This is a genomic window from Xanthomonas rydalmerensis, assembly GCF_033170385.1.
In the GTDB taxonomy this organism is placed as follows: Bacteria; Pseudomonadota; Gammaproteobacteria; order Xanthomonadales; family Xanthomonadaceae; genus Xanthomonas_A; species Xanthomonas_A rydalmerensis.
Genome location: NZ_CP126170.1, coordinates 3,243,712 through 3,267,117 on the forward strand (window position 1 = coordinate 3,243,712; position 23,406 = coordinate 3,267,117).

The following is a 23,406-nucleotide window of genomic DNA, read 5'->3' on the forward strand; positions in this document are numbered from 1 at the left end:
ATCAAGAATTCTGATGGACTACCCCATGCTCACCATAGAAAACCTCCACGCCTCCGTCGCCGGCAAGGACATCCTCAAGGGCCTGTCGCTGCAGGTGAAGCCCGGCGAAGTGCACGCCATCATGGGCCCCAACGGCGCCGGCAAGTCCACCCTGGGCAATGTGCTGGCCGGCCGCGACGGCTACGCCGTGACCGATGGCAGCGTGCGCTTCGACGGCGCCGACCTGCTCGAACTGGAACCGGAGGAGCGCGCCGCCGCCGGCCTGTTCCTGGCCTTCCAGTACCCGGTGGAAATCCCCGGCGTCAACAACACCTACTTCCTGCGCGCCGCGCTCAACGCGCAGCGCAAGGCGCGCGGCGAGGCCGAGCTGGATTCGATGCAGTTCCTCAAGCTGGTCCGGCAGAAGCTGGCGGTGCTGCACCTGAAGGACGAGCTGCTGCATCGCGGCGTCAACGAGGGCTTCTCCGGCGGCGAAAAGAAGCGCAACGAGATCTTCCAGCTGGCGGTGCTGGAGCCGAAGCTGGCGATCCTCGACGAGACCGACAGCGGCCTGGACATCGACGCGCTCAAGACCGTGGCCGAAGGCGTCAACGCGCTGCGTTCGCCCGAGCGCGCGTTCGTGGTGATCACCCACTACCAGCGCCTGCTCGACTACATCAAGCCGGACGTGGTGCACGTGCTGGCCGACGGCCGCATCGTGCAGACCGGCGGCCCGGAACTGGCGCTGGAGCTGGAAGCGCACGGCTATGCCTGGTTGAAGGAGCGCGTGGCGCCCGAGGCGGCAGTGCAATGAGCGCTCTGCTCGACTCGCTGGCCGCCGCATTCCACGGCGATGGCGCGCGCCGCGCGCCGCTGGAGCAAGCGCTGCGCGACGGCCTGCCCGGCACGCGCAGCGAAGCCTGGAAGTACACCTCGCTGCGCGCGCTGGAACGGCGCAGCTTCGCGCCCGCGCCGCAGACCGCACCGGCGGTGGACGCCTCGCTGCTCGACGGCATCCCGGCGCCGCGCCTGGTGTTCGTCAACGGCCGCGCCAGCGACGCGCTGTCGGACCTGACCGGCCTGCCGGCCGGGGTGGAATTGCAGCGCCTGTCGACGATCCTGCGCAGCGGCGACGATGCGATGCGCTTCCTCGGCCGCCGCTTCGAGCGCAGCGACGAGGTGTTCGCGCAGCTCAACGCTGCCCTCGCCGACGAAGGCTGCGTGCTGCGGGTGGACGCAGGCGTGCATGTGGAACAGCCGCTGCACCTGGTGTTCGTCTCCACCGCCGCCGAGGCCGACCTGGCCTGGCACCACCGCCACCTGATCGAACTGCGCCAGGACGCCACGCTGGCGCTGGTCGAGCATCATCTGCACGCCGGCGATGCCGCGCACCTGAGCAACAGTCTGGCGCACGTGCATCTGGCCGCCGGCGCGCAGCTGAGCCACGCGCGCGTGCAGGACGAGGCGGCCGGCGTCACCGCGCTGCTGCGCACCGACGCGGTGCTGGCGCGCGACGCGCAGTACCGGCGCGTGGACCTGGAACTGGGCGGCGCGCTGGCCCGGCACGAACTCAACGTGCGCCTGGAGGGCGACAACGCCCGGCTGGTCGCCAACGGCGTGCTGCTCGGCAACGGCCGGCGTCAGCTCGATACCCGCCTGGGTATCGAGCACATCGCCCGCGACACCGCCTGCGAGCTATTGTGGCGCGGTGTCGCCACCGGCCGCAGCCGCGTGGCGTTCCATGGCGGCATCCAGATCCGCCACGGCGCCGATGGCACCGACGCGGCGCTGTCGAACAAGAACCTGCTGCTCTCCGCCGACGCCGAGATCGATACCCAGCCGGTGCTGGTGATCGATGCCGACGAGGTCAAGGCCGCGCACGGCGCCACCGTCGGCCAGCTCGATACCAATGCGCTGTTCTACCTGCGCTCGCGCGGGCTGCCGCAGGAACGCGCACAGCAACTGCTGACCGCCGCGTTCTGCCGCGAGCCGCTCCGCGTGCTGGACCCGGCGCTGGGCGAGTTCCTGTTGGCGCGGCTGGAGCGGGCGCTCAGCGCCGCAGGCGTGGCATGAACGGGCCCGCCGCGCACACCGCCACGCCGCAGGCGCCGGACTGGGACGCGGTCCGCCGCGACTTCCCGCTGCTGATGCGGGAAGTGCACGGCAAGCCGCTGGTGTACTTCGACAACGCCAACACCGGGCAGAAGCCGCTGCAGGTGATCGCAGCGACCGACGCCTTCTACCGCCGCCACAACGCCAACGTCAGCCGCGCGGTGCACGCGCTCGGCAGCGAGGCCACCGAGGCCTACGAAGGTGCGCGAACCCGGCTCGCCCGCTTCCTCAACGTGCGCGCCGACGAGCTGGTGCTGTGCAGCGGCGCCACTTTCGCCCTGAACCTGGTGGCGTACTCGTGGGCGCTGCCGCGACTGCGTGCCGGCGACACCATCCTGGTGTCGCGCATGGAGCACCATGCCAACATCGTGCCCTGGCAACTCGTCGCGGAGCGTACCGGTGCCACGGTGAAGGTCGCCGAGATCACCGCCGATGGCGCGCTCGACCTGGACGCGCTGCGCGCGGCGATGACCGCCGACGTCAAGCTGCTGGCCCTTGCCCATGTCTCCAACGTGCTGGGCACGGTCAACCCGGTGCGCGAGATCTGCCGCGAAGCGCGCAAGCGCGGCATCGTCAGCGTCATCGACGGCTCGCAGGCCGCGCCGCACCGGCCACTGGACGTGGCCGCGATCGGCTGCGACTTCTACGCCATCACCGGCCACAAGATGTGCGGCCCGACCGGCACCGGCGCGCTGTGGGCGCGGCGCGAGCATCTGCAGGCGATGCCGCCGTTCCTGGGCGGCGGCGAGATGATCAAGGAAGTCAGCTTCGACGGCACCGTGTTCAACGACCCGCCGCACAAGTTCGAGGCCGGCACCCCCAACATCGCCGGCTTCGTCGGCCTCGGCGCGGCGGTGGACTATCTGCAGACACTCGGGCTGCAGCACGTGGAAGCGCGCGAAACCGAATTGCTCGCGCATCTCACCGAGGAACTGCAGCGGATCGACGGCCTGCGCCTGTTCGGTACCGCGCCGGGCAAGGCCGCGGTGGTCTCGTTCCTGATCGAGGGCGCCCACGCCCACGACCTGGCCACCCTGCTCGATCTGGAAGGCATGGCGGTGCGTTCCGGCCAGCACTGCGCACATCCGCTGCTGCAGTTCTACGGCGTCGCCGCCACCTGCCGCGCCTCGCTGGCGTTCTACAACACGCACGAGGAAATCGAGCGGTTCGTGGCAGCGCTACTGAAAGTGCGCAAGCTGTTGGGCTGAAGCGCCGGGATTGGGCATTCGGGATTCGGGATTGGTAAAAGCGCCGCTTTGACGAATCCCCAATCCCCACTCCCGAATCCCCGCCTCCGGCATAATCGCCCCATGCACACCCTCACCTTCCGCACCGCCACCGTCGACGATCTCGACGCCATCGCCGCCCTGGTCACCTCGGCCTATCGGGGCGACAGCAGCCGCGTCGGCTGGACCACCGAAGCCGACCTGCTCGACGGCAACCGCATCGATCGCGAGGTGCTGCGCGCCGACATCCTGCGCCCGCGCAGCCTGGTGCTGCTGGCCGAGCGCGACGGCGAGCTGATCGCCTGTGCGCACGTCGCCGACGACGACGGCGCCGGCTATTTCGGCATGTTCTCGGTGCAGCCGCAGGCGCAGGGCAGCGGCCTGGGCAAGACCGTGTTGGCCGAGGCCGAGCGCATCGCCTGGCAGGAATGGCGGTTGCCGCTGATGCGGATGACGGTGATCGACCTGCGCGAGGAACTCATCGCCTTCTACGAGCGCCGCGGCTACCGCCGCACCGGGATCAAGAAGCCGTTTCCCTACGGCGATGCGCGCTTCGGCCAGCCCCGCCGCGACGACCTGCGCTTCGAGGTCCTGGAAAAACCACTGGGCGGTGCCGCATGAGCGAGACCTGGACCTTCGTCTGCGCCGATGGCGAACTGCTGCCAGGCGAAATGAAGACGGTGTGGGACGAAGTGACCGACACGCCGATCGTGGTGTTCAACTTCGATGGCCAGTTCTATGCGCTGGAAGACCGCTGCAGCCATGAGGACTACGAACTGTCGCCGGGCACCTTCGACCCCGCCGCCGGCAGCATCGAGTGCGTGCTGCATGGCGCCCGCTTCGACGTGCGCGACGGCCGCGCCCTGTGCGCGCCGGCCTACGGTCCGGTACCGAAGTTTCCGGTGAAGGCCGAACACGGCGGCCTGTGGACCCGCGACGACCGCGGCTGAGGTCGCGCGCTTGTTTACTGTCCGTCGTTAGCCGTCCCTTGCCGGATGATCGCGACACCTGCCGCGGTGCTCCCGTTCGCAATGGCCGGACCTGGTCGGCTGATCGGCCGCGCCCCGACCTCCGACGCCACTGCCGATGGCGGCACGAAGACGCACCGCTGCAACTATCCTGAGCGCCCCGGCGCAAGCCGTCGCTCACAAGGAATGCGCATGCGCCCGCTCGCCCTGGTCTTCGCCGCACTGGCCGCTGTCGTGGCATCGCACGCGTCGGCTGCCACCTGGCAACCGACGCCGGGGCACACCCAGGTACCGATCTGGCCAGGCGAGCCACCCGATGCGGTGGCGCTGTCCGGTCCCGAGACGACGACCACGCGGCCCGCGGTCGGCGGCCGCCCCTGGTTGTCCGTGGAGCGGGTCTCCCAGCCCACGATGATCGTATATCCCCCCAAGGGCCACAACACCGGTGCGGCGGTGGTGGTGTTCCCCGGTGGCGGCTACTGGGTGCTGGCGATGGACCTCGAAGGGACCGAGGTGTGCGACTGGCTCACCGCGCGCGGCATCACCTGCGTGCTGTTGAAGTACCGCGTGCCGGGCGATCGGCAGCAGCCGCAATCGGGCCCCTATCCGAAATCGCCGATGGCGCTGCAGGACGCCCAGCGCACCGTCGGCCTGGTGCGGCAACACGCCGCGCAGTGGCAGATCGATCCGCACAAGATCGGTGTGCTGGGCTTCTCGGCGGGCGGCCACCTGGTGGCGGCGATCAGCACGCATTTCGAGCGACGGCTGTATCCCGCCGTCGATGCCGCGGACGCCCAGAGCTGCCGGCCGGATTTCGCCGTGGCGCTGTATCCGGGGCACCTGTGGATCGACGACGACAAGTTCGAACTCAATCCGGACGTGCCGGTCAGCAAGCACACCCCGCCGACCTTCCTGCTGCAGGCGCAGGACGATCACGTCGATGGCATCAACCAGGCGCTGGTCTACTACATCGCCCTGAAGGACGCCGGGGTGCCGGTGGAAATGCATCTGTATCCCGACGGCGGACACGCGTTCGGACTGCGCCCGACCAAGTTCGCGATCACCCGCTGGCCGGCGCTGGTGGACACCTGGCTGCACACGATCGGGATGACGCCCGACTGAGCGCGGCCGCCAGCAGCACGGCGCCCTGGCGGCGCCGGAGCCGGCTGCGGCACACTGTGCGCCTCCCCCTCGCGAGCGCGCCCATGAAGATCGTCGAAGTCCGCCACCCGCTGGTACAGCACAAGATCGGCCTGTTGCGCGACGCGGCGCTGAGCACCAAGGGCTTCCGCGAGCTGGTCACCGAACTGGGCACCCTGCTCGGCTACGAGGCCACCGCCGATCTGGAGACCGAGACCCACACCATGGCCGGCTGGGCCGGCCCGACCCAGGTGCAGCGCATCGCCGGCGCCAAGATCACCCTGGTGCCAATCCTGCGCGCCGGGCTGGGCATGCTGCCCGGCGTGCTGGCGCTGATTCCTGCGGCACGGGTCAGCGTGGTCGGCCTGCAGCGCGACGAGGAGACGCTGCAACCGGTGCCCTACTTCGAACGCCTCACCGGCCGCTTGGAGGAGCGCGATGCGCTGATTCTGGACCCGATGCTGGCCACCGGCGGCACCCTCATCGCCACCGTGGACATGCTCAAGCGCGCCGGCGCGCGGCGGATCAAGGGCATCTTCCTGGTCGCCGCGCCGGAAGGCCTGCAGGCGCTGCAAGCGGCGCATCCGGACGTGGAGGTGTACACCGCCGCCATCGACGACCATCTCAACGAGAAGGGCTACATCCTGCCGGGCCTGGGCGACGCCGGCGACCGCATCTTCGGCACCCGCCTGGGCTAGGGCGTGTCATCCATCCCCGAGCATGCCGCGCCGCGGTTGCGCGTGCCTGTGGCAAGGAAGAACGAGGAAGCGGACGTGCGTCCACGCCCGAGCGATGACGCAGCAGCGGGCGCGCGCAACCGCGGCCCTTCGGGTTGGGCCTGGCAGGCGCGCGGCATACTCGGGAATGGGTGACACGCCCTAAGCGGCGCCGCCATCGCGCCGCGGCCGCGGATCAGCGCTGCAGCACCTGCAGCGCGGCGCTCACGTACACCAGCGGCGCATTCCAGTTGATCGCCACTTCGTTGGTGGCGTAGCTGCATTCCTTGTCCAGGTACGACAGCGCCGGCAGTGTCGATGTGTAGGCGTGCTTGCACGCATCGGCGTCCTGCTGCCCCGGCTGCGGGCCGCCGACCAGCCATCCCGGCACCGGCGTGGCCACGCCGTCGGCAATGGAGATGCGATGGTGGATGTGCATCGGCGAGCGCGCGCCGATGCCGGTGACGAAGGACATGCCCAGCGGGTTGCGGCCGAGCACGTAGTCCAGCTGCGACTGCGCGGCCTGCAGGTATTCGGGCTTGTGCTGCAACTGGTAGGCCTGCAGCAGCATCATCGCCTGGTTCATCGCCGTGGCGTTGCTGCCCCAGTGGAAGTCGGCCTCGCGCATCGTCACCCGCCAGGCCGAGCCCTGCCACACCTGCACCAGATGATCGGCCAGGCCCTCGATCTCCTCGGCGATGCGCGCCTGGTCGGCGCGCGGGGTCAGCCGTGCGCGGTGCTGCGCCAGCGACATCCACGCCAGCCCGCCGACCTGACGCCAGTCGGGCACGCTGGCCGGCACCTTGCGCGCCATCGCCGCCTCGTAGAACGCATCGTCGGCGGTGGCCAGGTACAGCTCGGTCGCGGCCCAGGCGAACTCGTCGTCGAACTGGGTGTCCTCGTAGGCGCCGGTATGCACGTCGGCCGGTTGCTTGTAGGCCACGTCCGGATGCGCCTGCGCCCAGGCCCAGGCGCGCCGCGAGGCTTCCAGCATGCGCGTGGAGATGCCGCCGAACTGCGCGTCGTACGGTGCGTAGATGCGACTGGCCTGGGCCATCACCGCGGCGAAGTCGAGCGTGGCCGCGGTGCTCTTCTGCACCACGTAGCGCGGCGCGCGCGCCTGGTCCGGCATCTGCATGCCGGCGAAGTCCAGGTTGGTCAGCTTGTGGTACACGCCACCGTCGTGCGGGTCCTGCATCGCCAGCAGCCACTGCAGGTTCCAGTCGACCTCGCGCAGGATATCCGGCACGTCGCCGCCGCTGTTCGGAATGCCTTCGGGATGCTTGGCGAAGTAGGCGGGGAACTGCTCGTAGGCGGCCAGCAGGGTGTAGACGGTGATGCCGGAACTGACCACGTACTTGTTGTAGTCGCCGGCGTCGTACCAGCCCTTGGGCGCGGCGATCACGGTGCCGGCCGGGCGCTCCGGCGACGCCGCCGAGGCATGCACCAGCACGTGGTCGTCGGGGTGGCCGGCGGCGCGCGCGTGGCGGCCGGCGTAGTCGCCGTCCAGCGCGGTGCTGGCGCGGTTGTAGTAGTAGGCCTTGAGCGCGGCGCGCGACAGCGCGTTGTAGGCGTCTTCGCCGATGGCGAAGCTGTCCGACGGCGGCAGGCCGTCGACCTGCAGGCGATAGCGGCCCGGCGTGCGCAGCGCGGAGAAATCGGCGATGCGCACGGTCTGCTGCGCCGGCGGCCACGCCGCGGCGGCGCCGAGGGTGCCGCGCAGCACCACCTCGTCGCTGTCGGCGCGCGCGATCGAGAACGCGTCGCCGTGGCCGTCCGGCACCACCGCCAGCTTGCTCGCGGCAGGCAGGAAGCCGACCTGGTTCAAGCGGATCGGCGATGGCATGGCAGTGTCGGCATGCGAGGTGCAGCCGCCCAGCAGCAGGCAGGCGAGGAACAGGCAGGACAGGGCATGGGGCAGCTTCATGCGCCGATACTGGCGGGCCATGATGACGGCTGCAAGCGCCACGTTGCGGACGCGCCGAGGGCGGCCCAGGACGCGGCGCGGGACGGCCGCATGCGGCGTTCCTGACAGCGCCGTCAGCGAGGCGTCAGCGTGGGGTCGCCATGCGGCGCCTACGGTGAAGACCTGTTCCCGCTGCCGGCGCCGACCCCGTGACCGCCCTGCCCCCACCGCCCGTTTCCCGCCGCCTGGCGCCGCTCGCACCGCTGCTGAGTGTGCTGCTGCTCGGCGGCTGCATGGCCGGCCCGGACTACGTGCGCCCGGCGCCGCCGGCCAGCGCACAGCAGCCGTTCGCCGAGGCCGACGGCCACTGGGCGCCCGCCGCACCGGCCGCGGCCGACCCGGCGGTGGCGTGGTGGACCCGCTATGGCGATCCGCAGCTGAATGCCTTGGTAGAGCAGGCCGATCGCGCCAACCAGACCCTGCGCCAGGCCGAAGCACGCTATCGGCAGGCACAGGCGCTGGTCGGCAGCGCGCGTGCGGCCGAAGCGCCGACGCTGGGCGTGCAGGCCGCGACAACGCGCGAACGCACGGCGACTCCCAAACCCGGCCTGCGCACCACCGATACGCTGGGACTGAGCGCCAGTTGGGAACCGGACTTCTGGGGCCGGATCCGACGCAGCGTCGAACAGGCCGGCGACAACGCCCAGGCCAGCGCCGCCGACCTGGCGCAGGCGCGGCTGTCGCTCCAGGCCGCGGTCGTGGCGGATTACCTGCAGTTGCGCTTCGACGACCAGACCCTGGCGCTGTACCAGCGCACCCTGGCCGGCTATCGCGATGCGCTGCAGCTGACCCAGGCGCGGGTCCGCGCCGGGGTCGCCAGCGCCGCCGATGTGGCCGCGGCCGAGGCCACCCTGCACAGCGCCGAAGCCGCGTCGACCGATCTGGCGCTGTCGCGGCGGCAACTGGACCACGCGCTGGCCGTGCTGCTGGGCCATACCCCCGCCGAGTTCTCGCTGGCGGCCAGCGACGCGCCGCTGCCGGCGCTACCACCGACGCCGGACGCCCTGCCCTCGGTGCTGCTGCAACGGCGCCCGGACATCGCCGGCGCCGAACGGCGCATGGCCGCGGCCAACGCCGGCATCGGCATGGCCGTGGCGGCGTGGTTCCCGACCCTGTCGCTGAGCGCCAGCGGCGGCTACGACGGTGCCGGGCTGGCCTCGCTGCTGAGCGTGCCGAACCGGGTCTGGGCGGTGGGCGCGGCGCTGGCCGGCACGCTGTTCGACGGCGGCGCCCGCCACGCGCAGCGCGCGCAGGCGCAAGCCAGCTTCGATGCGGCCGCAGCCAGCTACCGGCAAACCGTGTTGAGCGCGTTCCAGGGCGTGGAGGACCAACTGGCCGCCACGCGCGAACTGGCGCGCGAGGCGCAGCAACAGCGCAGCGCCGCAGATGCCGCGCAGCAGGCCGAACGCGTGCTGATGGACCAGTACCGCGCCGGCACCACGCTGTACAGCGCGGTGATCACCGCCCAGGCCAACGCGCTGGACGCGCAACGCAGCTTGCTGCAGGTGCAATCGCGCCAGTTCGGTGCCCAGGTCGCGCTGCTGGTCGCGCTGGGCGGCGACTGGGACAGCGCCCGTCTCCCCGCCGTGCGCGGCGCCTCGCCGGGCGCCACGCCGGCTCCCGTCGTCCCGGAGTAACCCATGTCCATCGCCGCTCCCACCCGCCCCGCTGATCCGCCAGCGCGCCATGCCGCGCCGCGGCGACGCTGGCCGTTCGTCGTCGCCGCGTTGCTGGTCGCGCTGCTGCTGGTGCTATGGCTGCGCCCCCGCCACGCGCCCGCCGCGGCCACGCCGCCGGTGCCGGTGACCAGTGCGCCGGTGCTGCGCAAGGACGTGCCGATCCGCCAGACCGGGATCGGCACCGTGCTGCCGATCGCCTCGGTGACCGTGCACTCGCGCATCGACGGGCAACTGATCGACGTGGGCTTCGGCGAGGGCCAGGACGTCAGGGCCGGGCAGGTACTGGCGCGGCTGGATCCGCGCACCTACCAGGCGCAACTGGCCGCGGCCACCGCGCAACTGGCCAAGGACAAGGCGCAGTTGGGCAATGCGCAGGCCGACCTGCAGCGCTACACGCAACTGCTGCAGGACAACGCCACCACCCGCCAGACCCTGGACACGCAGAAGGCGCTGGTGACGCAACTGCGCGCCACCCTGCAGAGCGATGAGGCGGCGATCGACAGCGCGCGGGTGCAACTGGACTTCACCACCATCCGCGCGCCGATCGACGGCCGTGCCGGCGCGCGCCTGGTCGATCCAGGCAACATCGTCCACGCCAGCGACGCCGGCGGCCTGGTGGTGCTGAACCAGATCGACCCGATCGCGGTGCAGTTCACCCTGCCGGAAAGCGCGTTCCAGCAGATCAACCGCGCGCTGCATGCCGCGCCGGCCAGCGTGGGCGTGGACGCGGTCGACCACGGCAGCGGACAGGTGCTGGCGCACGGCACGCTGGCCCTGCTCAACAACCAGATCGACACCAGCACCGGCACCATCGCGATGAAGGCGCACTTCCCCAATCCCGGACACACGCTGTGGCCGGGACAGACGGTGGATGCGCGCATCACCCTGGGCATGCGCGCCGGCGCGCTGGTGGTGCCGAGCGCGGCCGTGCAGCGCAGCCAGGACGGCGAGTTCGTGTACGTGGTCGGCAGCGACGGCAGCGTGCGCGACCAGCCGGTGCAGGTCGTGGACGATGCCAACGGCGAGACGGTGATCGGCCAGGGCCTGCAGGCCGGCCAGCGGGTGGTGGTGGATGGGCAGTACCGGCTGCATCCGGGGGCGAAGGTGGTGGAAGCCAAGCCGGCCAAGCACGCCAGGCCGGCCGCGGCGGGAGCGCACGCGTGAGCGTCTCGGCCGCCTTCATCAAACGCCCCATCGGCACCTCGCTGCTGGCCATGGCGCTGCTGTTGCTGGGCCTGGTGGCCTGGCCGCTGCTGCCGGTGGCGCCGCTGCCGCAGGTCGATTTCCCCACCATCCAGGTCTCGGCCAGCCTGCCCGGCGCCAGCCCGCAGACCATGGCCTCGAACGTGGCGCAGCCGCTGGAGCGGCAGTTGTCGCTGATCCCGGGCCTGAGCCAGATGACCTCGACCAGCGCGCTCGGCTCGACCCAGGTGACGCTGCAGTTCGACCTGGACCGCAACATCGACGCCGCCGCGCTCGACGTGCAGACCGCGATCAACGCCGCGTCCGGGCAGTTGCCGAGCGCGCTGCCGAGCGCGCCGAGCTTCCGCAAGATCAACCCGGCCGAGTCGCCCGCGCTGATCCTGGCGGTGCAGTCGCGGGTGCTGCCGCTGACCCAGGTCAACGACTACGCCGACAACGTGCTGGCGCAGCAGATCTCGCGCATCTCCGGCGTGGGCCTGGTCAACCTGTACGGCGCGCAGAAGCCGGCGGTCCGCGTGCAGGTGGATCCGGCCAAGCTGGCGGCGCTGGGGCTGAGCCTGGAGGACATCCGCGCGGTGATCGCCACCACCACGGTGAACGCGGCCACCGGCTCGATCGACGGCGCGCGCCAGGCCTTCACCGTCTCCACCAACGACCAGTTGCTGCAGAGCCAGGCCTGGAACGACGCCGTGCTGGCCTGGCGCAACGGCGCGCCGATCCGCGTGCGCGACGTCGGCACCGCGGTGGACGGGCCGGAGAACGCCAAGATCGCCGCCTGGGGCTTCGCCGGCGCCGCCGCGCCGGCCGACAGCGGCATCGTCAACGGCCGCGCGATCATGATCGCCATCACCAAGCAGCCCGGCGCCAACGTCATCGACACGGTGGAACAGGTCAAGGCCGCGCTGCCCAAGCTGATGGCGTCGATTCCGCCCAGCGTCAGCGTCAAGATCCTCGCCGACCGCACGCAGAACATCCGCGCCTCGGTCAGGGACGTGGAATTCACCCTATTGCTGTCGATCGTGCTGGTGGTGGCGGTGATCTTCGTGTTCCTGCGCAGCGCCGTGGTCACCCTGATCCCGAGCCTGACCGTGCCGCTGGCCATCCTCGGCACCGCGGCGCTGATGTACGTGCTCGGCTACAGCCTGGACAACCTGTCACTGATGGGCCTGACCATCGCCGTCGGCTTCGTGGTGGACGATGCCATCGTGATGCTGGAGAACATCTACCGGCACATCGAGGACGGCATGGCGCCGCTGCAGGCGGCACTGCAGGGCGCGGCCGAGATCGGCTTCACCCTGGTCTCGATCTCGGTGTCGCTGGTGGCGGTGTTCATCCCGCTGCTGCTGATGGGCGGCATCGTCGGCCGCCTGTTCCGCGAGTTCGCGGTGACGGTGAGCCTGACCATCCTGGTGTCGTTGCTGGTGTCGCTGACCCTGACCCCGATGCTGTGCGCGCGCCTGCTCAAGCCGCACGCCGAGCAGGCGCAAGGGCGTCTGGCGCGCGCGTTCGAGCGCGGCTTCGAGGCGATGCTGGCGGCGTACCGGCGCGGCCTGGAGACGGTGCTGCGGCACCCGCGGCTGACCCTGGCCAGCTTCCTGCTGACCGTGGCCACCAGCGTGGCGCTGTTCGTGGTGATGCCCAAGGGGTTCTTTCCGCAGCAGGACACCGGCTTCATCTCCGGCACCGCCGATTCGGCGCAGGATTCGTCCTCGGCGGCGATGCGCACGCGCATGCTGCAACTGGCCGACATCATCCGCCGCGATCCGGACGTGCTGTCCTTCGGCATGCAGAGCGGCGCCAGCACCTTCAACTCCGGCACCTTCTCGATCGCGCTCAAGCCCAAGGACGACGGCCGCACCGCCAGCGCCGACCAGGTGATCGCGCGGCTGCGCAAGCGCCTGGCGCACGTGCAGGGCGTCACCCTGTTTATGCAGGCCGGGCAGGACATCAACGTCGGCGGCCGCATGGCCCGCACCCAGTACCAGTACACCCTCACCGACGCCAACCTGGACGAACTCAACACCTGGGCGCCGAAGCTGCTGAAGGCGTTCCGGGCCTTGCCGCAACTGACCGACGTCGCCTCCGACCAGCAGAACGCCGCGCCGATCGCCAGCCTGACCATCGACCGCCAGCGCGCGGCCAGCTTCGGCATCACCCCGCAGCAGATCGACGCGACCATCAACGATGCCATCGGCCAGCGCCAGGTCGCGCAGTACTTCACCCAGCTCAACAGCTACCACGTGGTGCTGGAAGTGACGCCGGCGCTGCAGGGCGATCCGTCGCTGTTCCAGCGGCTGTACCTGACCTCGCCGTTGAACGGCAAGCAGGTGCCACTGTCCACCTTCGCCACGCTCGACACCGGCAAGACCGGCTACCTGTCGGTGAGCCACCAGGGCCAGTTCCCGGCGGTGACCATCTCCTTCAACCTGGCGCCGGGCGCGGCGCTGGGCGATGCGGTGGACGCGATCCAGCAGGCCCAGACGCAGCTGCGGGTGCCGGCCACGCTCAGCGGCAGCTTCCAGGGCACGGCGCAGGCGTTCAGCGCCTCGCTGCGCACCCAGCCGTATTTGATCCTGGCGGCGCTGATCGCGGTCTACATCGTGCTCGGCCTGCTCTACGAGAGCTACATCCATCCGCTGACCATCCTCTCCACCCTGCCCTCGGCCGGCGTCGGCGCGCTGCTGATCCTGATGGCCGGCGGCTACGACTTGAGCGTGATCGCGATGATCGGCATCATCCTGCTGATCGGCATCGTCAAGAAGAACGGGATCATGATGGTGGACTTCGCCCTGCATGCCGAACGCGAACGCGGGCTGTCCTCGCGCGATGCGATCTACGAGGCCTGCCTGATGCGCTTCCGGCCGATCATGATGACCACCCTGTGCGCGCTGCTCGGCGGCCTGCCGCTGATGCTCAGCCACGGCGCCGGTTCGGAACTGCGCCGGCCGCTGGGCTATGCGATGGTCGGCGGCTTGCTGCTGTCGCAGCTGCTGACCCTGTTCAGCACGCCGATCGTGTACCTGTACCTGGACCGCCTGCACGGCTGGTACATGCAGCGGCGCCAGGCACGCCGCGCACGCACCGCCGCACCGGGGGCGCTGCAGCCATGAAGGTGCTGATCGTCGAGGACGAGCGCAAGACCGCCGACTACCTGCAGCAGGGGCTGAGCGAACAGGGCTGCACGGTCGACGTGGCCTACGACGGCATCGACGGCCAGCACCTGGCCCTGCACTACGACTTCGACGTGATCGTGCTCGACGCGATGCTGCCGGGCCTGGACGGCTTCGCCATCCTGCGCTCGCTGCGTTCGGTGAAGAGCACGCCGGTGATCATGCTCACCGCGCGCGACAGCGTGGAGGACCGGGTCAAAGGCCTGCGCGAAGGCGCCGACGACTACCTGATCAAGCCCTTCTCCTTCATCGAACTGCTGGCGCGGCTGCAGGTGCTGGCGCGCCGCGGCCGCGCCCAGGAAAGCACCCTGCTGCGCGTGGGCGACCTGCAGATCGACATGATCAGCCGCAAGGCCGTGCGCGGCCGGCAGCGGCTGGACCTGACCGCCAAGGAGTTCGCGCTGCTGGCGACGCTGGCCCGGCACCAGGGCGAGATCCTGTCCAAGACCGCGATTGCGGAAATGGTCTGGGACATGAACTTCGACAGCAACACCAACGTGGTGGAAGTGGCGATCAAGCGCCTGCGCGCCAAGATCGACGTGCCGTTCGACGCGCCGCTGCTGCACACCGTGCGCGGCATGGGCTACGTGCTGGAAGAACGCGAGGACGCGGCCGGGTGAGCGCGCCGGCGCGGCCCTCGATCGCGCTGCGCCTGGCCGGCCTGTTCGCGGCCACCGCGCTGCTCGGCTTCGCCCTGATCGGGCTGGTGTTGCACCAGGTGCTGGAACACGAGTTGCGCCGCCACCAGCGCGAGGAACTGCGTTCGCGCATGGACGCGGTGCAGTACATGCTGGTCAACAGCCGCTCGCCGGACCTGGCCGCGCATGCGCGCACGCGGCTGGCCAGCGTCTCCAGCGCACCGGACCTGCGCTTCTGGCTGTGGAGCGAGGACCCGGCGTTCCGCTACGGGCGTGGCGCCGAAGCGATGGCGCAGGCCACGCGCGGGCGCAGCGGCCTGGTGCGCATCGGCGATCCGCAGGCGCTGGGCATCGCCGACGCGCATCCGCAGGCATGGCAGGCCATCGGCCAGACGCTGCCGGCCACGCCGGTGCGGCCGCCGGTGCAACTGATCGCGGCAATGGACAGCGCGCCGTTCGCGCTGACCCGGCGCCGCTTCGACATCGCCCTGGCGCTGGTCACGCTGGCCGGCACCGCGCTGGTCGGCGCGTTGGGCTATTGGACCGCCAAGCTCGGCCTGCGCCCGGTGCAACGGCTGTCGGCCGATGCCCAGCGCATCGGTCCGCACGACCGGCGGCGCCTGGACCTGCCGCGGTTGCCGCGCGAACTGGAGGACCTGGGCGCGTCGTTGAACGCGGCGTTCGATCGACTCGACGCCGCCTACGCGCAGCAGGAAAGCTTCAATGCCGACGTCGCCCACGAACTGCGCACGCCGCTGGCCAGCCTGATCGGCCAGACCCAGGTGGCGCTGACCCGCCACCGCGACGCCGAGCAGTTGCGCCAGGTGTTGCAGTCGAACCTGGAGGAACTGGAGCGGCTGCGCGCGATCGTCGCCGACATGCTGTTCCTGGCGCGCGCCGAGCAGGGCCAGCGCGCGCGCCAGTGCGAGGATGCGTCGCTGGCCGAGGAGGTCGGCAAGACCGTCGAGTTCTTCGAAGTGCTGCTGGACGAGGCCGGCTTGCGCGTGGAGCTGCGCGGCGATGCGGTCGCCCAGGTCGAGAAGTCGCTGCTGCGGCGCGCGCTGTCCAACCTGCTGCACAACGCGATCCAGCATTCGGCGGGCACCGCGCCGATCGTGGTGGAGATCGTGCAGCGCGGCGGGCAGGCGTTGATCGCCTTCTCCAATCCCAGCGTGGCGCTGGCGCCGGAACATCTGGAGCGCCTGTTCGACCGCTTCTACCGCGGCGACGCTGCCCGCGCCAACAGCCGCGAAAGCCACGGCCTGGGCCTGGCGATCGTCAAGGCGGTGGCGACCATGCACGGCGGGCGCGTGTTCGCGCAGCACCGCGACGGCATCACCACCATCGGCTTTTCGGTGGCGCTGGACGGCGCCACTGCCGGCGCGCTCCCGCACGCCGACTTGCGCTGGTAGCGCCGGAACGCCGCGCTCAGGCGGCGAGCGCGCGCGCCTGCAGCGCCGGCACTTCGTGCGCGGTGACGAAGCGGCCCTTGGGATCGCGCTGCACCTGCGCCAGCGCGCAGTCCGGGTCGTGGGTGAAGAACAGGCGCACGTCGCGCGCCAGCGCGTCTTCCAGGAACGCACGCTTCTCGTCGATCAGCAGCTCGGCGTTGCGGTCGTAGCCCATGGTGATCGGCACGTGCACCCACGACCGGCCCGGGATCAGGTCGGCGCAGAACGCCACCCCGCCGTGCGCCTGGCCGTCCTCGCCGTGGTGGGGGCCGACGATCTCGGCCAGCATCAGCCCCGGCGTGTGGCCGTCGCTGAAACGGAATCGCACCGCCTCGCCGAGGGCGCGCGAGTAGTCGCCCTCGACCAGTTCCAGGCGGCCGCTGGCCTCGAGCAGGCCCGGCAGTTCCGGGATGAAGCTGGCGCGGTCGCGCGGATGCGGGTGCAGCGCGCGCTGCCAGTGCGCCGCACCGACCAGGAACTGCGCGTTGGGGAACAGCAGCTCCGGCGCGGCGCCTTCGCGGTACGGCGCCAGCAGGCCGCCGGCGTGATCGAAGTGCAGATGGCTCAGCACCACCACGTCGATGTCGGTATGCGCAAAGCCCGCAGCCTGCAGCGAATCCAGCAGCACGTGCCGCGCCTCCTGCACGCCGTAGCGCTCGCGCAGCGCCGGCGGGAAGAACGCGCCGATGCCGGTCTCGAACAACACCGTCTTGCCGGCCAGCGGGCTGGCCAGCAGCGCGCGGCAGGCCAGCGCGATGCGGTTGCCGTCGTCGGGCGCGGCCCACTGTTGCCACATCGCCTTGGGCGCGTTGCCGAACATCGCGCCACCGTCAAGTTTCTGCGAGTTGCCTTGGATGGACCAGAGCTTCATGAGCGGGGATTCGGGAGTGGGGAGTGGGGAGTGGGGATTCGCAGAAGCGGGCGTCGCGCGGCTCAGCGCGCCGGCGCGGTCTGCAGCACTTCGGCGCTGCCGACCTCGTTACGCGGGTCGCTGCCGCCGCTGAGCACGTTACGGCGCTTGTCCCATTCCACCGTCTGCAGGTTGCCCCAGACGTGGCTGGACCCGTGGCCATCCTCGGCGCTGTCGCCGGGCAGCTTCAGCGCATGCCCCATCGCTTCCAGGCCCTTGGCCGTGGCCGCGTCGAAGGTGCCGGTCTCGGCCTCGATCACGTCCGGCAGCCACTGGTGGTGGTAGCGCGGCAACGCGGCGACCTGCTGCGCAGTGAGGCCGTCGTCGTAGCCGAGGATACCGAGCAGCACCATGGTGATGATGCGGCTGCCGCCCGGGGTGCCGAGCACGATGGCCTTGTCCGCGTTCTCCATGAAGGTCGGCGACATCGAGCTGAGCGGGCGCTTGCCCGGCTTGGGCGCGTTGGCCGCGTAGCCCATCACCCCGAACGCGTTGGGCGTGCCCGGACGCAGCGCGAAATCGTCCATCTCGTTGTTGAGCAGCACGCCGGTGCCCTTGGGGATCAACCCGGAGCCGTACAGCAGGTTGACCGTCTGGGTCGCGCCGACGCGGTTGCCTTCGCCGTCGATGATGGAGAAATGCGTGGTCTCGTCGTCTTCCAGCGGAGTCGGCTGGCCCGACAGCAGATCGCTGGGCGTAGCCTTGTCCGGGTTGATGGTCGAGCGCAGGCCCACGGCGTAGTCCTTGCTGAGCAGGATGCGCTGCGGCACATGTGTGAAATCCGGGTCGCCCAGGAAGAAGGTGCGGTCGCGGTAGGCGCGGCGCATCGCTTCCACGGTCAGGTGCACGCGGTGCACCGGGTCCATGGTCTTGAGGTCGTAGCCCTCCAGGATCTGCAGCATGCTGGCCAGGGCGATGCCGCCGGAGGACGGCGGCGGCGCGGTGGTGATGGTCCAGCCCTTGTAGTCGAAGCGGATCGGCGTGCGTTCCTTGACCGTGTAGCCGGCCAGTTCCTGCGCGGTCCAGCGGCCGCCGGCCTGCTTGACCCCGGCCAGCAGCTTCTTGGCGGTGGCGCCGCGGTAGAAGCCATCGAAGCCCTTGTCGGCCAGCAACTGCAGCGTGTTGGCCAGTTCCGGCTGCTTGAACACGTCGCCCTCGGCGATCGGCCGGCCGTTGCGCAGGTAGACCTCGCGCGTGCCGGGATAGCGCTCCATCACCTTGCGCCGCGACTGGTAGCCCTCGGCCATGCGCGCGTACACCGGGAAGCCTTCGCGGGCGATGCGGATCGCCGGCGCCAGCGACTGCCGCAGCGGCAGCCGGCCGTGCTTGGTCGCCAGCTCCACCAGCGCCGCCGGCAGCCCGGGGATGCCGGCCGACCACGGGCCGTTGATCGAGCGGTCGCGGTCCAGCTCGCCCTTGGCGTCCAGGAACGCGGCCGGCGTCGCCGATTCCGGCGCGGTCTCGCGCGCGTCCAGCATCACGTCCTTGCCGGTCTTGGCGTCGTGCAGCAGGAAGAAGCCGCCGCCGCCCAGGCCCGAGCTGATCGGCTCGACCACCGACAGCGTCGAGGACACCGCCACTGCGGCGTCGAAGGCATTGCCGCCCTCACGCAGGATCTGCAGGCCGGCCTCGGTGGCCAGACGGTGGCCGCTGGCGATCGCGGCACCGGGCGGATGCGCGGCTGGGGCGGTGGCAGTCGCTTCGGCGACCGGTGCCTCGGCCCACGCCGACGGCGTCAGGACCAGGGCGAGCAGCAGGACACGGCGGACGAGGCTTCTCATGCGGCGGGGGGCTCCAGTGGGTACAACTCGGGGTGGTCGCGCTGCAGGCGCTGCAGCTTGGCCAGCAATTGCGCGTGCGTCTCCGGAATGGCCGGGTCCGGGTCGATGCATTCCACCGGGCACACCACCACGCACTGCGGCTCGTCGAAATGGCCGACGCATTCGGTACAGCGGGCCGGGTCGATCACGTAGATCGTCTCGCCCATGGCGATGGCTTGGTTCGGGCAGGCCGGCTCGCAGACGTCGCAGTTGACGCAGAGCTCGTTGATCTTGAGGGACATGGGGCGCACTTCGGCACTGACCCGGGCAGTTTACCGGATCGGGACGGGACGGCCCCGCGAAGGCGGCGCCATGGCGCGGAACGCTGTATCGCCATTGCCTCGTCGTGAAGGAGCGCGTCTGCCCCGCGATCGACGCCGGACACACGGCGCCTGGCATCGCCGCATCGAAAGATGGCACGCCTGGTCTCGAGGGCCAGGCCCTTCTCCGCTGTGGCGGAGAGACTGGGTTCGCGCCGTGCGGCGCGACATGGCGGGACCGGCGCGCATCGGCGCGCCGGCCCTGCGGGCTTACTTGGCTTCGACGAAGATGTAGTCGGCGCCGGTCGGCTTGACCACGGCTTCGACGCGGGCGCTGTCGGCCGGGGCGCCGATGTAGACCACGCGCACGCCCTTCATGGTGTTCGGCTCGACCTTGGCGAAGGCCGCGGTGATCAGGTCGGCCATCTTGGCCGAGGCCGAGGAGCCGAACGCCAGCATGTTGCCCGGCTGGATGCCGCGGCCGATGGCGGTGGTGGCGCTCTCGACCTGGCGGTCGTACTTGGCCTGGAACTCCGGATCCGACTCCGGCGGCAGGTAGTACAGGAACGGGCTGTTGGTGACGTTGCCCATGTTCTGGATCGCCACTTCCTGCAGGTACTTCTTCCAGCCGGCGTCGTCGTCCTTGGCCGGGGCGGTCAGCGCGGGCTGCGCGTCGGCGGCCGGCTTGGCGGCCTCTTCCTTCTTGCAGGCGGTGAAGCCCAGGGCCAGCGAAGCGATCAGCAACGCGCGTGCGGTGGTGTTCATGGAACGGCTCCCTCTGTGTCGTCAGTGAATGGTGGACGGCTCAGCGCTGCGCGGCGGCCTGGCGGGCCTGGACCAGCGCCTGCACCACCGACGGCGGCACGAAGCCGGAGACATCCCCGCCCAGGCGCGCGATCTCGCGCACCAACGAGGACGAAATGAAGCTGTGTTGCTCGGCCGGGGTGAGGAACAGCGTCTCCACCTCCGGGATCAGATGCCGGTTCATGCTCGCCATCTGGAACTCGTATTCGAAATCGGACACCGCGCGCAGGCCGCGCAGCAGCACGCCGCCGCCGACCGAGCGCACGAAATGCGCCAGCAAGGTGTCGAAGCCCAGCACTTCCACGTTGCGGTGCCCGGCCAGCGCCTCGCGGGCCAGCGACACACGCAGCTCCAACGGCAGTGTCGGACCCTTGGACGGGCTCTGCGCCACGCCCACGATCACCTGCTCGAACAGCGGCGCCGCACGGTTGACCAGGTCGATATGGCCGTTGGTGATCGGATCGAAGGTGCCGGGATAGACGGCGATGCGGCTATGGGCCACGGTCATGCGTCGGGTACCGCGTGAAGGTCGCCGGGAAGTGTAGCAGCGGTGCGCCGGTACAGGGCAGCACGCACCTCGCGGCTGCCGCCCTCGCGGTACAGCGCCCAGGGCGCAGGCGGCGCCGGTCCCTGCCCGGCCGGCGACTCCAGGTACAGCCAGGCGTCGGCAGCCAGCCGCGCCGGCAGGCGTTGCAGCACCGCGTCCCACAGCCCGGCGGCGAACGGCGGGTCGACGAAGGCGATGTCCGCCGGGGCATTGGCCGGCGCCTCGGTCAGCCAACGCAGCGCATCGCCCTGCACCACCTCCACTTGGTCCTGGGCCTGCAGCCGCGTGACCGTGGCGCGCAGCTGTGCCACCTGGCCCGGGTCGCGTTCGACCAGCACCGCGCCAGCCGCGCCGCGCGACACCGCTTCCAGCCCCAGCGCGCCGCTGCCGGCGAACAGGTCCAGCACGCGCGCCCCGGGCAACACCGGTTGCAGCCAGTTGAACAGGGTCTCGCGGACCCGGTCGGAAGTCGGGCGCAGCCCGGCCAGGTCCGGCACCGGCAGCCGCGTGTTGCGCCAGCGCCCGCCGATGATCCGCACCTGCCCGCCGCCGGGACGGCTCATCGGCAGCCCCGCAGGGGCCTGGACAGGCAGGACATGAAACGCAAGGACGGCATCGGCGACGGGCGGCGGAACGGGGTCCGGATCATAGACCAGCGCGCCGACCGGCGTCTGCGCGGCCCGGTGCTTGAAGCCGGCCGCGGCCGCCACCATGTCGGCCGGCAGAGCCGTGCCCTCCTCCGCGCGGCCGCCCATCCTTCATGGAGCACCTACCGATGAGCGTGGAAACCCAAAAAGAAACCCTGGGCTTTCAGACCGAGGTCAAGCAGCTGCTGCAGCTGATGATCCATTCGCTGTATTCCAACAAGGAGATCTTCCTGCGCGAGCTGATCTCCAATGCCTCCGACGCCGCCGACAAGCTGCGCTTCGAGGCGCTGGTCAAGCCGGAACTGCTGGACGGCGACGCGCAGTTGCGCATCCGCATCGGCTTCGACAAGGACGCCGGCACCGTCACCATCGACGACAACGGCATCGGCATGAGCCGCGAGGAGATCGTGGCGCACCTGGGCACCATCGCCAAGTCCGGCACCTCCGAGTTCCTCAAGCACCTGTCCGGCGACCAGAAGAAGGATTCGCACCTGATCGGCCAGTTCGGCGTGGGCTTCTACAGCGCCTTCATCGTCGCCGACCAGGTCGACGTGTACAGCCGCCGCGCCGGGCTGCCGGCCAGCGAAGGCGTGCACTGGTCCTCGCGCGGCGAAGGCGAGTTCGAGGTCGCCACCGTCGAGAAGGCCGAGCGCGGCACCCGCATCGTGCTGCACCTGAAGGACGACGAGAAGGATTTCGCCGACGGCTGGAAGCTGCGCGGCATCGTGCGCAAGTACTCCGACCACATCGCCCTGCCGATCGAACTGCCCAAGGAACATCACGGCGAGGACAAGGACAAGCCGGAAACGCCCGAGTGGGAAACCGTCAACCGCGCCAGCGCGCTGTGGACGCGCCCGCGCAACGAGATCAAGGACGAGGAATACCAGGAGCTGTACAAGCACATCGCCCACGACCACGAGAACCCGGTGACGTGGAGCCACAACAAGGTCGAGGGCAAGCTGGAGTACACCTCGCTGCTGTACGTGCCCGGCCGCGCCCCGTTCGACCTGTACCAGCGCGACGCCTCGCGCGGACTCAAGCTGTACGTGCAGCGCGTCTTCATCATGGACCAGGCCGAGCAGTTCCTGCCGCTGTACCTGCGCTTCATCAAGGGCATCGTCGATTCCAGCGACCTGCCGCTGAATGTCTCGCGCGAGATCCTGCAGTCCGGCCCGGTGATCGACTCGATGAAGTCGGCGCTGACCAAGCGCGCCCTGGACATGCTGGAAAAGCTGGCCAAGGACGACGCCGAGCGCTACCTGGGCGTGTGGAAGAACTTCGGCCAGGTGCTGAAGGAAGGCCCGGCCGAGGACTTCGGCAACCGCGAGAAGATCGCCGGCCTGCTGCGCTTCGCCTCCACCCACGGCAGCGACGGCACGCAGAACGTGTCGCTGGCCGACTACGTGGCGCGGATGCAGGAAGGCCAGGACAAGCTGTACTACCTGACCGGCGAGAGCTACGCGCAGATCAAGGACAGCCCGCACCTGGAGGTGTTCCGCAAGAAGGGCATCGAAGTGCTGCTGCTCACCGACCGCATCGACGAGTGGCTGATGAGCTACCTCACCGAGTTCGATGGCAAGTCCTTCGTCGACGTGGCGCGCGGCGACCTGGACCTGGGCAAGCTCGACAGCGAGGAAGAGAAGCAGGCCAAGGAAGAGGCCGCCAAGGCCAAGCAGGGCCTGGTCGAGCGCATCCAGAACGTGCTGAAGGACGAGGTCTCCGAAGTGCGCGTCTCGCACCGCCTGACCGACTCCCCGGCGATCCTGGCCATCGGCCAGGGCGACCTGGGCCTGCAGATGCGGCAGATCCTGGAAGCCAGCGGCCAGAAGTTGCCGGAGAGCAAGCCAGTGTTCGAGTTCAACCCGGCGCACCCGCTGATCGAGAAGCTGGACGCGGAAGCCGACGGCGAGCGCTTCGGCGATCTGGCGAAGGTGCTGTTCGACCAGGCCGCCCTGGCGGCTGGCGACAGCCTCAAGGACCCGGCGGCGTATGTGCGGCGGCTCAACAAGCTGTTGTTGGAATTGTCGGTGTAGGCCTGAGACGTTTGATTGCGAAAAGAACGAAGCCGGCATCTGCCGGCCTCGGTTTTACATAAGAATAATAATTGCGCAAAACTAAGGCGTGGACGACCACAGCCTTTAACTTCCTCACGATAACCACCCTGGCTTTG

At 70.1% G+C, this 23,406-nt stretch carries 21 protein-coding genes; 14 read left to right on the forward strand and 7 right to left on the reverse strand.

The annotated features are described in order from the left end of the window. Positions 1 to 25 precede the first annotated feature (25 nt). The 7 genes from sufC to upp all read left to right on the forward strand — a co-directional run bounded on the left by sufC (position 26) and on the right by upp (position 6,123). A complete protein-coding gene (gene sufC, locus QN245_RS13630) occupies positions 26 to 793 on the forward strand; it encodes a Fe-S cluster assembly ATPase SufC (protein ID WP_184448706.1) in 768 nt (255 codons plus the stop codon). Beyond that, complete coding sequence (gene sufD / locus QN245_RS13635; RefSeq protein WP_184448707.1) at positions 790 to 2,052, forward strand: Fe-S cluster assembly protein SufD; 1,263 nt, start codon at positions 790 to 792, stop codon at positions 2,050 to 2,052. Before sufC ends, sufD begins: the two co-directional genes overlap by 4 nt. After that, positions 2,049 to 3,299, forward strand: coding sequence for a cysteine desulfurase (locus QN245_RS13640; protein ID WP_184448708.1), 1,251 nt, complete (start codon positions 2,049 to 2,051; stop codon positions 3,297 to 3,299). Before sufD ends, QN245_RS13640 begins: the two co-directional genes overlap by 4 nt. Positions 3,300 to 3,401: 102 nt before the next feature. Further along, positions 3,402 to 3,938 carry a GNAT family N-acetyltransferase gene (locus QN245_RS13645; protein ID WP_160970018.1) on the forward strand — a complete coding sequence of 179 codons (537 nt, stop codon included), beginning with the start codon at positions 3,402 to 3,404 and terminating at the stop codon, positions 3,936 to 3,938. Then, on the forward strand, positions 3,935 to 4,267 hold the full coding sequence (locus QN245_RS13650; RefSeq protein ID WP_167087568.1) for a non-heme iron oxygenase ferredoxin subunit: 333 nt from the start codon (positions 3,935 to 3,937) through the stop codon (positions 4,265 to 4,267). Before QN245_RS13645 ends, QN245_RS13650 begins: the two co-directional genes overlap by 4 nt. A 210-nt stretch (positions 4,268 to 4,477) precedes the next feature. After that, positions 4,478 to 5,407, forward strand: coding sequence for an alpha/beta hydrolase (locus QN245_RS13655; protein ID WP_317843432.1), 930 nt, complete (start codon positions 4,478 to 4,480; stop codon positions 5,405 to 5,407). Positions 5,408 to 5,490: 83 nt separating this feature from the next. After that, positions 5,491 to 6,123 carry a uracil phosphoribosyltransferase gene (upp, locus tag QN245_RS13660; protein WP_184448710.1) on the forward strand — a complete coding sequence of 211 codons (633 nt, stop codon included), beginning with the start codon at positions 5,491 to 5,493 and terminating at the stop codon, positions 6,121 to 6,123. Positions 6,124 to 6,337: 214 nt separating this feature from the next. Here the strand turns inward: upp and QN245_RS13665 are convergent, their stop codons facing one another. Then, positions 6,338 to 8,068, reverse strand: a complete 1,731-nt coding sequence (locus QN245_RS13665) for a glycoside hydrolase family 9 protein (RefSeq protein ID WP_317843433.1) — start codon at positions 8,066 to 8,068, stop codon at positions 6,338 to 6,340. A gap of 188 nt (positions 8,069 to 8,256) precedes the next feature. On the opposite strand from QN245_RS13665, the gene QN245_RS13670 reads away from it, so the two are divergent. From QN245_RS13670 to QN245_RS13690, 5 genes are read left to right on the forward strand one after another with little or no spacing between them, the layout of a single operon-like run. Next, entirely contained in the window at positions 8,257 to 9,744 is a 1,488-nt protein-coding gene (locus QN245_RS13670) for an efflux transporter outer membrane subunit (RefSeq protein WP_317843434.1), read from the forward strand. 3 nt (positions 9,745 to 9,747) lie between these two features. Then, positions 9,748 to 10,950, forward strand: a complete 1,203-nt coding sequence (locus tag QN245_RS13675; RefSeq protein WP_317843435.1) for an efflux RND transporter periplasmic adaptor subunit — start codon at positions 9,748 to 9,750, stop codon at positions 10,948 to 10,950. Further along, positions 10,947 to 14,099 carry an efflux RND transporter permease subunit gene (locus tag QN245_RS13680; protein ID WP_317843436.1) on the forward strand — a complete coding sequence of 1,051 codons (3,153 nt, stop codon included), beginning with the start codon at positions 10,947 to 10,949 and terminating at the stop codon, positions 14,097 to 14,099. Before QN245_RS13675 ends, QN245_RS13680 begins: the two co-directional genes overlap by 4 nt. Next, the gene (locus QN245_RS13685) at positions 14,096 to 14,779 is read left to right on the forward strand and encodes a heavy metal response regulator transcription factor (RefSeq protein WP_184448713.1); all 684 of its coding nucleotides are present in this window, start codon (positions 14,096 to 14,098) and stop codon (positions 14,777 to 14,779) included. Before QN245_RS13680 ends, QN245_RS13685 begins: the two co-directional genes overlap by 4 nt. Beyond that, positions 14,776 to 16,209 (forward strand): heavy metal sensor histidine kinase, encoded by a 1,434-nt coding sequence (locus QN245_RS13690; RefSeq protein ID WP_184448714.1) that lies wholly within the window; start codon positions 14,776 to 14,778, stop codon positions 16,207 to 16,209. Before QN245_RS13685 ends, QN245_RS13690 begins: the two co-directional genes overlap by 4 nt. 16 nt (positions 16,210 to 16,225) lie before the next feature. On the opposite strand, the gene QN245_RS13695 is transcribed toward QN245_RS13690, so the two are convergent. The 6 genes from QN245_RS13695 to rsmD all read right to left on the reverse strand — a co-directional run bounded on the left by QN245_RS13695 (position 16,226) and on the right by rsmD (position 21,152). Continuing rightward, positions 16,226 to 17,119 (reverse strand): MBL fold metallo-hydrolase, encoded by an 894-nt coding sequence (locus tag QN245_RS13695; protein WP_184448715.1) that lies wholly within the window; start codon positions 17,117 to 17,119, stop codon positions 16,226 to 16,228. A gap of 62 nt (positions 17,120 to 17,181) precedes the next feature. Next, entirely contained in the window at positions 17,182 to 18,939 is a 1,758-nt protein-coding gene (gene ggt, locus QN245_RS13700; protein WP_184448716.1) for a gamma-glutamyltransferase, read from the reverse strand. After that, entirely contained in the window at positions 18,936 to 19,220 is a 285-nt protein-coding gene (locus tag QN245_RS13705) for a YfhL family 4Fe-4S dicluster ferredoxin (protein WP_184448717.1), read from the reverse strand. The genes ggt and QN245_RS13705 overlap by 4 nt, the downstream gene beginning before the upstream one ends. Positions 19,221 to 19,508: 288 nt before the next feature. Beyond that, positions 19,509 to 20,003 (reverse strand): hypothetical protein, encoded by a 495-nt coding sequence (locus QN245_RS13710; RefSeq protein WP_160970243.1) that lies wholly within the window; start codon positions 20,001 to 20,003, stop codon positions 19,509 to 19,511. Positions 20,004 to 20,043: 40 nt separating this feature from the next. Continuing rightward, positions 20,044 to 20,550, reverse strand: a complete 507-nt coding sequence (coaD, locus tag QN245_RS13715; RefSeq protein ID WP_019801822.1) for a pantetheine-phosphate adenylyltransferase — start codon at positions 20,548 to 20,550, stop codon at positions 20,044 to 20,046. Continuing rightward, positions 20,547 to 21,152, reverse strand: coding sequence for a 16S rRNA (guanine(966)-N(2))-methyltransferase RsmD (gene rsmD, locus QN245_RS13720; protein ID WP_184448718.1), 606 nt, complete (start codon positions 21,150 to 21,152; stop codon positions 20,547 to 20,549). The genes coaD and rsmD overlap by 4 nt, the downstream gene beginning before the upstream one ends. Positions 21,153 to 21,185: 33 nt before the next feature. Between rsmD and QN245_RS13725 the strand changes: the two genes are divergently transcribed. Together QN245_RS13725 and htpG are read left to right on the forward strand one after the other, a co-directional pair. After that, positions 21,186 to 21,368, forward strand: coding sequence for a hypothetical protein (locus QN245_RS13725; protein ID WP_160970239.1), 183 nt, complete (start codon positions 21,186 to 21,188; stop codon positions 21,366 to 21,368). Beyond that, positions 21,365 to 23,269: a molecular chaperone HtpG gene (htpG, locus tag QN245_RS13730; RefSeq protein ID WP_184448719.1), complete on the forward strand. Its 1,905-nt coding sequence runs from the start codon at positions 21,365 to 21,367 to the stop codon at positions 23,267 to 23,269. The genes QN245_RS13725 and htpG overlap by 4 nt, the downstream gene beginning before the upstream one ends. Positions 23,270 to 23,406: the final 137 nt, after the last annotated feature.

What these genes read in the sequence shown, in the direction of transcription:
- sufC (WP_184448706.1), top strand. Translation starts at nt 26, where the DNA reads ATGCTCACCATAGAAAACCTCCACGCCTCCGTCGCCGGCAAGGACATC.
- sufD (WP_184448707.1), top strand. Translation starts at nt 790, where the DNA reads ATGAGCGCTCTGCTCGACTCGCTGGCCGCCGCATTCCACGGCGATGGC.
- QN245_RS13640 (WP_184448708.1), top strand. Translation starts at nt 2,049, where the DNA reads ATGAACGGGCCCGCCGCGCACACCGCCACGCCGCAGGCGCCGGACTGG.
- QN245_RS13645 (WP_160970018.1), top strand. Translation starts at nt 3,402, where the DNA reads ATGCACACCCTCACCTTCCGCACCGCCACCGTCGACGATCTCGACGCC.
- QN245_RS13650 (WP_167087568.1), top strand. Translation starts at nt 3,935, where the DNA reads ATGAGCGAGACCTGGACCTTCGTCTGCGCCGATGGCGAACTGCTGCCA.
- QN245_RS13655 (WP_317843432.1), top strand. Translation starts at nt 4,478, where the DNA reads ATGCGCCCGCTCGCCCTGGTCTTCGCCGCACTGGCCGCTGTCGTGGCA.
- upp (WP_184448710.1), top strand. Translation starts at nt 5,491, where the DNA reads ATGAAGATCGTCGAAGTCCGCCACCCGCTGGTACAGCACAAGATCGGC.
- QN245_RS13665 (WP_317843433.1), bottom strand. Translation starts at nt 8,068, where the DNA reads ATGAAGCTGCCCCATGCCCTGTCCTGCCTGTTCCTCGCCTGCCTGCTG.
- QN245_RS13675 (WP_317843435.1), top strand. Translation starts at nt 9,748, where the DNA reads ATGTCCATCGCCGCTCCCACCCGCCCCGCTGATCCGCCAGCGCGCCAT.
- QN245_RS13685 (WP_184448713.1), top strand. Translation starts at nt 14,096, where the DNA reads ATGAAGGTGCTGATCGTCGAGGACGAGCGCAAGACCGCCGACTACCTG.
- QN245_RS13695 (WP_184448715.1), bottom strand. Translation starts at nt 17,119, where the DNA reads ATGAAGCTCTGGTCCATCCAAGGCAACTCGCAGAAACTTGACGGTGGC.
- ggt (WP_184448716.1), bottom strand. Translation starts at nt 18,939, where the DNA reads ATGAGAAGCCTCGTCCGCCGTGTCCTGCTGCTCGCCCTGGTCCTGACG.
- QN245_RS13705 (WP_184448717.1), bottom strand. Translation starts at nt 19,220, where the DNA reads ATGTCCCTCAAGATCAACGAGCTCTGCGTCAACTGCGACGTCTGCGAG.
- QN245_RS13710 (WP_160970243.1), bottom strand. Translation starts at nt 20,003, where the DNA reads ATGAACACCACCGCACGCGCGTTGCTGATCGCTTCGCTGGCCCTGGGC.
- coaD (WP_019801822.1), bottom strand. Translation starts at nt 20,550, where the DNA reads ATGACCGTGGCCCATAGCCGCATCGCCGTCTATCCCGGCACCTTCGAT.
- rsmD (WP_184448718.1), bottom strand. Translation starts at nt 21,152, where the DNA reads ATGAGCCGTCCCGGCGGCGGGCAGGTGCGGATCATCGGCGGGCGCTGG.
- QN245_RS13725 (WP_160970239.1), top strand. Translation starts at nt 21,186, where the DNA reads ATGAAACGCAAGGACGGCATCGGCGACGGGCGGCGGAACGGGGTCCGG.
- htpG (WP_184448719.1), top strand. Translation starts at nt 21,365, where the DNA reads ATGAGCGTGGAAACCCAAAAAGAAACCCTGGGCTTTCAGACCGAGGTC.